The 8,329-nt window shown below is 28.8% G+C and carries 9 protein-coding genes; all 9 read right to left on the bottom strand.

Annotated elements, in window-relative coordinates; translation table 11 throughout:
* A partial coding sequence (locus E6248_RS10110; RefSeq protein WP_316340685.1) for a hypothetical protein occupies positions 1 to 1,034 on the bottom strand: 1,034 nt, incomplete at its 3' end.
* On the bottom strand, positions 1,018 to 2,211 hold the full coding sequence (locus E6248_RS10115) for a PatB family C-S lyase (protein WP_316340686.1): 1,194 nt from the start codon (positions 2,209 to 2,211) through the stop codon (positions 1,018 to 1,020). The genes E6248_RS10110 and E6248_RS10115, both read right to left, overlap by 17 nt.
* A gap of 58 nt (positions 2,212 to 2,269) precedes the next feature.
* Positions 2,270 to 2,977, bottom strand: a complete 708-nt coding sequence (locus tag E6248_RS10120) for an SIS domain-containing protein (protein ID WP_316340687.1) — start codon at positions 2,975 to 2,977, stop codon at positions 2,270 to 2,272.
* Positions 2,978 to 2,981: 4 nt separating this feature from the next.
* Positions 2,982 to 3,671 carry an N-acetylmannosamine-6-phosphate 2-epimerase gene (locus tag E6248_RS10125; protein WP_316340688.1) on the bottom strand — a complete coding sequence of 230 codons (690 nt, stop codon included), beginning with the start codon at positions 3,669 to 3,671 and terminating at the stop codon, positions 2,982 to 2,984.
* A 12-nt stretch (positions 3,672 to 3,683) separates the two neighbouring features.
* A complete protein-coding gene (locus tag E6248_RS10130; RefSeq protein ID WP_316340689.1) occupies positions 3,684 to 4,532 on the bottom strand; it encodes a PTS system mannose/fructose/sorbose family transporter subunit IID in 849 nt (282 codons plus the stop codon).
* 2 nt (positions 4,533 to 4,534) lie between these two features.
* Positions 4,535 to 5,299, bottom strand: a complete 765-nt coding sequence (locus tag E6248_RS10135; protein ID WP_316340690.1) for a PTS sugar transporter subunit IIC — start codon at positions 5,297 to 5,299, stop codon at positions 4,535 to 4,537.
* A 29-nt stretch (positions 5,300 to 5,328) separates the two neighbouring features.
* Positions 5,329 to 5,826 carry a PTS sugar transporter subunit IIB gene (locus tag E6248_RS10140; RefSeq protein ID WP_316340691.1) on the bottom strand — a complete coding sequence of 166 codons (498 nt, stop codon included), beginning with the start codon at positions 5,824 to 5,826 and terminating at the stop codon, positions 5,329 to 5,331.
* A gap of 18 nt (positions 5,827 to 5,844) precedes the next feature.
* Positions 5,845 to 6,243: a PTS sugar transporter subunit IIA gene (locus E6248_RS10145; RefSeq protein WP_316340692.1), complete on the bottom strand. Its 399-nt coding sequence runs from the start codon at positions 6,241 to 6,243 to the stop codon at positions 5,845 to 5,847.
* 71 nt (positions 6,244 to 6,314) lie between these two features.
* The coding region (locus E6248_RS10150) for a PRD domain-containing protein (RefSeq protein WP_316340693.1) at positions 6,315 to 8,329 on the bottom strand (2,015 nt) is incomplete at its 5' end.

An 8,329-nucleotide genomic window follows, 5' to 3' on the forward strand; every position in this document is an offset into this window, starting at 1 on the left:
GTATTAGAAACGTCAAAATTATTTAAATATGATGAAAATAACTCACATGGATTAAAAACCAAATTTATATCATTCAATTTCACTTTAGTTATCCTAACTTTATTATCTAAATATTCTTTATTTTCTCCTAACTCTTGTAGATATCCTAATGCCATTTGTATTGTTTCTTTTTCTCTATTACTAATCGATTGAGAAATAGTAAAATTTTCAAGTGTTTTAATATTATGATTAATATTAAATATTTCAGTTTTTAAACTCATATTTATTATTGGTTCACTTTCACCCTTATCTAATTCCATTACTTTTCCAGTTAAAATATTGGCCATTCGATTAACTTCATTATAATCTTGCCCCCTTCTTGTAGTTCTTGTACTTATATCACCTGCTGCTCCTTGTAGAAACATGAAGAAAGTATCTTTATTTCTTGCCTTTAATTTTTCAATAGTTTCACCTGGATATTCCGATGATATCTTATTATTTTCCACTGATAATATAGTAGGATGACAGTTGTGTAAAACTATTGTTACTATATTCTCTTTATCCGAGAAAAAATCAAGTCTTTGCAAAAATATATTTTTACTATCTAATCCTGTTATTCTACTTTTGCCTATTTCATCAAAGAAACAATAATTATATCTTATATTAATATTTTCTTTCATATTTAAAACGCACTTACTTATTACTTCTATAATTTTCTCGCTCAATAGAGTTAAATATTCCTCATCAACTCTACACAAATACGGATGATTCAATATAGAAGGTGCATAATGAGTATGTGTACAACTAATAACAACTTCAATATTTAAATCAAAACTTTTTATTATATTTTCCTTGACTCTCTCAGCTATATTATAACTAATAGCTAAACTATCTAATGATATTATTGCAACATTCCTGTTCCCTTCATTAAAAATAATACATCTTACATACAGATCACCTTCAATTTCATTAGCTTTGGGTTTAGAATCCCCCATTCCAACTAATCTTGTTTCCTTAATTGGGTTGATAATTAATTCACTATATCCTAACTTCACTTTTTAACCCTCCAATTCCATCTTTTAGTCTCTCTAATGCAACTCTTAAGTTTTCTCTACAGCAACCAATATTTAATCTCATATATAATTCGTATCCATTTCCAAAGTCCTCACCCTTACTTAAAGCTACATTACAGTTATTAACAATCAAATCATATAATTCATTCTTATTTAGATTTAACTTTGTAAAGTCAATCCATACTAGATATGTTGACTCACTTCTAGTTATAATAGCCTCTTTAATATTTTTTCTCATAAATTCAACTAGAAAGTTATAATTATTATTTAAATATTTATTAAGTTCTTTTACCCATTCTGCTCCATATTTATAAGCATATAACATAGAATTTACAGAAAATATATTTTTTAATCCTATACTACTACTCTTAATCGCACGATTGAATTTTTCAGCAAGTATATTATTATTAATAATTACAGTGGCTCCACTAATACCTGGTATATTAAAAGTCTTACTTGGAGACATACATGTAATACACAATTCAGCTACATCCTTCGATATTGTAAAAAATGGAGTATATTCACTATTTTCAAAAATAATATCACTATGTATATCATCTGAAATAACTGTAACTTTGTATTTAATGCATAATTTTCCTAATGTACTGAGCTCCTCTCTACTCCATGCTCTACCTGTAGGATTATGTGGATTACATAAAATCATATACTTAACACCATTTTTAAAATTGATTTCTATATCATTGAAGTCAAAATAATATTTATTGTCAATGTTAAGTAACTTACTATCAACTATTTCCCTATCGTTATACTTTATTGCATCAAAAAATGAGTGGTATGCTGGCGTATTTACTAATATCTTATCTCCTTTTTGAGTTAATTCTTTTATACATAATTTAATACTTGCTATAACTCCAATAGTGAAAAAAATATTGATTTTAGTTATATCGTAGTTATTCTTTTTCTTAAAATAATCTATGAAACCATTCCTTAATTCTAAAGTATTATTTAAATATCCGAATTCACCTATATCTAAAGAATACATTATGGAGTCACGTATAATATCACTAATTTCGAAATCCATATCTGCAACCCACATAGGAATAATATCTTCTTTTTCAGTTTTAAAAACTTCTCTAACCCCATCCCACTTCAATGAATTTTTCCCTCTTCTAATTGGATTCTCATCAAAAATAATCATAAAATAACTCCTCTATTTTAAATAGTCTGGTAACCATTTATAGCTACCAGACTATTTTTTACATTTTCTTTCTTAACCTATCAAAATATTTTTCCATTAATTCATTATTCCACTTTAATCCTGCATCTAAATTTGCACTTAAATATACAGGTGGTTTATAATTACAACTTAGCATTTTTTCTACTGCATAAACAATCGCCTGATTTAACAGTAAAACAGTTGATAAAGTAGACGTTGGTCCAATTTTGCAATCTAATCCTTCTAATTCTATACTTGAATCTCCAGGTTCAACATGATTATCTAAGATAACATCTGCAAATTCATACAACTTTTTACCACTGCTATGTCTTGAAGTAACACTTTGAGAAAACTTTTTAGAAGTTACAACTATAAGTTTATTACCGTTATTTTTAACAAATTCCGCAACTTCAATTGGTAATGGATTTCTTCCTGAATTTGATATTATAACTACACAATCATTTTCTCTCAAATCCCAAGTTTTTAGAAACTCTTTACCAACCCCTTCAATTCTTTCATATACACCGTGAGATACATCTTCCATAGCTATAGCAGGTACTAACCCACCTGCTCTTCCTGCCACTTCAATTGCACCAGCATTTGAATGTCCACTTCCAAATGTAATTAATATTCCACCATTCATTATTGAATCTGCAATAATTTCTCCTGCTTTTTTGATTTCATTCTTACATTCTTCTAAATCACTAATAACCTTTTTTGCTAACTCAAAATACAACATATTTTCCATATTACTACTCTCCCTTAACCGCTTTTATAAATCTTTCCGTTATTAAATGAGGCCTAGTTATAGCTCCGCCTATTGTTACACACCATGCTCCGTTTTCAAAGGCCTTTTTCACTTGAGCTATTTCCCAGTATCTACCTTCCGCATTTATTGGAGTATCTGTAGCTTGTCTTAGTTTATATATTAAATCATAATCAGGCTCTTTACTCTGTGAAGAGTGATAGGTGTATCCAGATAAAGTCGTAGATACAATATCTGCTCCGTACTTTATAGCATCTAACCCTTCTTCTAATGTACTTATGTCTGCCATGATTTTTACATCTAATTTACTCTTTATGTCATACAACAGCTTTTCAACTTTTACACTTCTCGCTCTTCTAGTACAATCAACGGCAATAATATCTGCACCTGCATAGTAAATTTCCTTTGCAGCTTCGAAGGTAGGTGTAATTATTACATCTCTTTTTATATCTAAATTTTCGCATATTATTTTATTTATACCTATAATCGGTAAATTAACAACCTTTTTAATTGCTGAAATATCATTAGGCCAGCAAGCTCGCAAAAACTTAGCCCCTCCTAATTTGGCACTTTCAGCCATTTTAACCATATATTCCGATCCGTGGAATGGCTCTTCTTCAAAAGCTTGACATGAAACTATTATTTCTCCTTTTAGACTATTAATTAAATTATCCATTCTATATTTCTCCTATACTGGAATTAGAATCCCTGTTAAACTTCCAACTATTGCTATCGCTATAAATATTACAAAAACCCATCCCATACTAATCTTTTTCTTATCCAATAAAAACCAACTTAATAATGTTAACAATAATGGTACTAATGATGGAAATATACTATCTAATACAGCTTGTAGTGCAAATACAGATTCACCTGAATTATAACTTAATCCAACTTGTGCTCCAACATATTGAGCTGATATAGACCCTACGACTATCAATCCAACAATGTTAGCAACTCTTATTACTTTATCTTTTATACCTTTACTTAAGACTGCTCCAGCTGCATCTAAACCTGTTTTATAGCCTCTATAGAATAATCCCCATGTTAATGGAATCATAATACCTAAAAATGCTACTACATAAAATATTGGACCCGCCAAACTTCCTGTATCTTTAGATAGTCCTAATGCAATACTTAATAAAATTGGAATTAATGTCCCTGAAATCAATGAATCTCCAATACCTGCAAAAGGTCCCATTAATGCAGTTTTTATACCTGTTATCATTTCGTCTGGTATATCATTATCTTGTTGAGCTTTCTTTTCTTCAAGTCCAATTGCTATTCCTGGAATGATAGCTCCAACTAATGGCTCAGTATTAAAAAACTGACTGTGTCTCTCCATTAATTTCTGCTTGTCTTCTTTGTCTGTATATAGTTTATCACCTATCTTACCCATCATCCTAACAAAAGCAGGTGCCTCCATACGCTCCATATTTTGACATGATAAAGCATAAGTTATCCAGTTTATATAAGCCTTAAATAAGTCTTTCTTTGTTAATTTACCGTTTTCTTTTAATTTAACATTTTTCCCCATAGCTAATCCTCCTCTACAACTTCAGTATGTGTGTACTTAATATCAATTAAAGCTAAGAAAAGTGCAATTATTGTTGCTGCAACTATTGGAACATTAAATACTGCAAATAATATAAATCCTATGAAGAAATATAAAATTTCTGATAAATCTTTCATTATATATTTAATTAATAATCCAAATCCAACTGCTGGTAACATTCCACCTAAAATAATGAATATGTTTCCAACTGATTCAGGTATAAGTGTAACTAACTTAGTTACTAAGCCTGATCCATAGTAACAAGCTAAAAAGATTGGTAAAAATCTTACAAGAAATTGCGTAATTGTTGATATTATTGGGATATTATTAGCTAAATTCAGTTTACCTTCCTTTATCCATTTATCTTGCTTATGGACAAAGAAAACATTTACAGTAGCTACAATATAAACTGCTGCTACCCCTAAAAAGCTTAATGGTACTGATAAACTTACAGCATATTCTGGGGAAGCACTACTAACTATAGCTAATGGAATTCCTATATATGCCGCAAAGTTAACATCTCCTGGCATTGATAATCCTGGTGTAACCAATCCGATATATAGTCCTTGTATTGCAGCTCCAATTAAAATACCTGTTTTTACATCCCCTAAAATTAATCCTATTAACGCGCCTGCAACCAATGGTCTACCTATAGTGTTCCATCCCCCCATTGTACCTAAACAAAAGGTTCCATAAATTGACCCTAAAAAACCTAACAATGCGATTAATAAAGCTTGCCATAATTCCATTTAATCATCACTCCTTGATATTTAATATTTTATATTTTAGATAAAATTTCATTACGTACATTTACCCATTCAACAGGTTTTTCTTCAACTACTTGTTGGAAGTATACTCTAACCCCTATATTAGTCAATTCCTCAATAGATTCTATTTCCTTCTTCAAAAGATTTGCAAAGTAAGCTGCTTTAATTGTTCCATTTCTATTACTCATTGGACCTATATTCAATTCCTTATTTACTCCTGGAACTTCTTGCATTATTTGCACTAGCACACTAGGATCTTTTATTAGCAGTAAAGTACTAGTCGTATTATCTACTGCTTCTTTTATCTTACTAATAGAATCCTTTACATTTAATATTGAAATTTTTACGTTTGGTGGAGCTGCTGCCTTATAAATACTTTTAATAACTGGATTATTAGCAGTAAAATCATCTACCAATAATATTCTCTTTACTTTAAAGTCATTTAAAACTTTTACTACACATTGTCCGTGAATAAGTCTGTCATCACATCTGATAATTGAAAGTGCCATTTTTATTCCCCCTCAAATTTAATCTTCTATTAATATTTTGTCTATATATTTAATGCTATCTTGTCCACTTTTAACACCTTCTCTAATTAGAGTATCTATATCCTTATATTGTCTATTTAATAGACACTCAATTAACATAGGTAAGTTTACACCTCCAATAATCCTACACTTTCTCTCAAACATAGCCATCATTGAAGCATTGGTTGGTGTATCCCCTAACATATCTGTAAATATAAGTACCTCTGTACACCCTAATTCATCAATTGTATCAACTATTCTTTTATATAGCATTTCCATAGATTCATTATTATAAAATCCTATAGATTCAAACTTTTTTTGCTCCCCTACTATCATTTCAGTAGCTTTCTTTATTCCGTTTGCAAATTCTTCATGAGTTACGACAATAACCCCTATCACATTTGTCACTCCTCTCCTTAATAAATTCTCTACACTTATATTTAGCAAATCTCATACCAACTTTATTTTCATTATAAAAGTTCAGTGATTTCAGGCATTCTAGATGTTATTATTTGATATACCAAAACTTTTTCTGTTGCAGGAACTCTTATTTTATATACACTTTCTATTGCACTAAAACTGTCCTCTATAATTTTAATCACTTTTTTATTGCACTTCTTCAGATTATCTTGCGCTTTCTCGGAAACTATAACTTCATTTAGAAAAATTCTTTCTATCATCAAACTCAAATGCATTAATAATATCATTTTCAAATCATTATAAAGCTTTTTGTCTAAAGTTAATTCTATATTTCTTGTAAACTCCTCTACATCTTTAAATACCTTTTGTGGGTTTAAAATAGTTAATTTATTTATTACATTTTCTATTGAAAAGCATTTTATTATACTTGAATTTACTTGATAAAATTTATGAGTAATGCCTAACTGCTTTAATGTACTTTTTAATACATCCTCTCCTTTCTCTGTCAGTAATTCTTCTAATAGCAAAACCTCTACACTTTCAATTTCTAATTTCATAGTACTTATAATCAGAATTACATTATATTTTGAAAAAATATCCGCCTTATTTCCCTTTGAAAATAAAATATTAAATTCATATTCAATTACTTCAACTTCATTAGTATCAAAACACTCTCTTATCATATCCCTTATTTTTATTGAGGTTCCAACCCCCGAAAAACATGTAACAACAATTGCTCTCTTCATCTTAGAATTTTTAATAAACTTAGACTTTAATAAGTTTTTTTCTTTAATATCATTTACAATGTCGCTGATTGATTCATTACAAATTAACTTTCCAGCTACATCTAATGCAATTTGTGTTGTTGTGTTATTAATTATTCCTATATCTCCTTTTACTACATCCTTAACTGCATCGCCTAATTCAAAAAGACTTCCCATATCAACTAAAATTATAATCCCTTTAGTTGTATCTATTTTTTTTAAATATTTTCTTATTTCTTTGGTAATTTCTGAAACGCTCATATTTATTGACATATCAAATGGCTCATATATGTATTTTTCATACAAACTATTACTTAAACTTGCAATACTACTAGCTGTTGAATATCCATGTGTAATTATTATTCCACTTACAAAATCATTTTCTTTAAGTATTTCTAAAAACATAATTGTAAATATAACTTCTAGCTCACTCGAATTTTCTTTCCCAAATTGTTTTGAAATATCCTGAACGAATACATTTGCCAACAAATATGCTCTTGGAAATTTTACACTTAACTTCTTAAGCAAACTATTCCACTGTTCTTCCTCTCCATGACTTAACATGCTATAATTTTGATTGTAAAAGAATTTTAATACTCTGCTAAAGACTTTATGTCTTACACTATTAAATTTAATTCCATATCTTTCTTTAAGCAAAAGAAGTTCTTCTGTTATAATACCTAAGTACATATTTTCTATATAATTATCTCTATTATCGATTTGATAATAATAAATATACTCAACTAACTCTGTTACATCTTTAATAAGTTTTTTATCATTAATTTTTTTTGCTTTCAAATCACCTAATAGTTTTTCCTTTAAAATATAAATATCCATATTTGGCAATTTTATTATTTGTCCAATATCGTTAATTAAAACATCCTCACTATTTCTAACTACTAATGGTTCATAAAAAACCTGCGCTTCATTCTTCAAGTCTATTATTTTATTAATTTCTCTAATATCAATTACTCCGTCTTTTCTATTTGTTCTATAACCATTTGCACACGCAACCAATATTTGATTTTTTAAGCTTCCTATATTTCCTTCTCCATCAAATTCAACGAGATAATTTAATACTTTAGGATATATTTTAACTGTCTTATTAAGTTTTTTTGCTTGTTCTTGAAAAAATTTGTTTATTAATAATACTTTTTCTTCTGTTGGTCTTGAATTTATATTCGGTATTTTAATTAATATTGGTATTCTCCTTAGAAATGTTTTAAGAAGTGTTTTTTTAGGCTCTTCAGTAGTTGCGAAAATAAACCTTACTTTAACATTACTTCTATCCTGTGTAGATC

Origin of the sequence: Clostridium sp., assembly GCF_032552055.1 — a bacterium.
GTDB lineage: Bacteria > Bacillota > Clostridia > Clostridiales > Clostridiaceae > Clostridium.